At 44.3% G+C, this 971-nt stretch carries 1 protein-coding gene; it reads left to right on the top strand.

The features are described from left to right. Positions 1-13 precede the first annotated feature (13 nt). A partial coding sequence (locus ACS8FD_RS17310; protein WP_439276761.1) for an NADH-quinone oxidoreductase subunit C occupies positions 14-971 on the top strand: 958 nt, incomplete at its 3' end.

Below are 971 nucleotides of genomic sequence, written 5' to 3'. Positions count from 1 at the left end.
GAATGTATCATTCATGGTCACGGTAGTCGAAAACAAAGATTCTAAGATAAAGTCTGTACCTGCAGTTATTAGAGAACTGGGGCACAATTATGCAGGTAAGTTTGTCGTGCAGCAGACTGTTGATGATATTCCAACGGTTTGGGTGGCGCGTGCCGATTTGCTTGATATACTTTTATTCTTACGTAAATTACCAAAGCCCTATGTCATGTTATTTGACTTATCAGCGATAGATGAGCGTCTGCGTCAGCATCGGGCCGGATTACCTGATAGTGACTTTACCGTATTTTATCATCTCATGTCGCTTGAACGTAATAGTGATATACGTATTAAGGTTGCTCTGAGCGAAGAGGATTTAAGTTTACCGAGCGCTACTAATATCTGGCCAAATGCCAACTGGTATGAGCGCGAAGTGTGGGATATGTTTGGCATCGTTTTTAGTGGTCATCCACACTTGACTCGTATCTTGTTGCCTAAATACTGGGAAGGTCATCCACTGCGCAAAGAGTACCATGCACGTACGACCGAGTTTACGCCGTACTTCTTAAACACTGCTAAACAGCAGTATGAACAAGAAAACCTACGTTTTGTGCCAGAAGAATGGGGCATGAAACGCTCAGGGCGTGATGAAGACTTTATGTTCCTAAATATCGGTCCCAATCATCCCTCTGCTCACGGTGCATTCAGACTTGTATTGCAGCTCGATGGTGAAGAGGTGGTCGATTGTATTCCTGATATCGGTTATCACCATCGTGGCGCTGAAAAGATGGCAGAGCGCCAAACATGGCACTCATTTATCCCTTACACCGATCGTATTGATTATCTTGGTGGGGTGATGAATGAGTTACCGTACATCATGTCGGTCGAAAAGCTTGCGGGTATTACTGTACCAGATCGGGCGCAGACCATTCGCGTGATGATGAGTGAGTTTTTCCGCATTACTAATAACCTGCTATTTGTCGGTACTTTTATTC

This window comes from Psychrobacter sp. 1U2, from assembly GCF_051847575.1.
The sequence above is the reverse complement of the archived record's forward strand: the minus strand, read 5'-3'. Positions and strand labels throughout refer to the sequence as shown.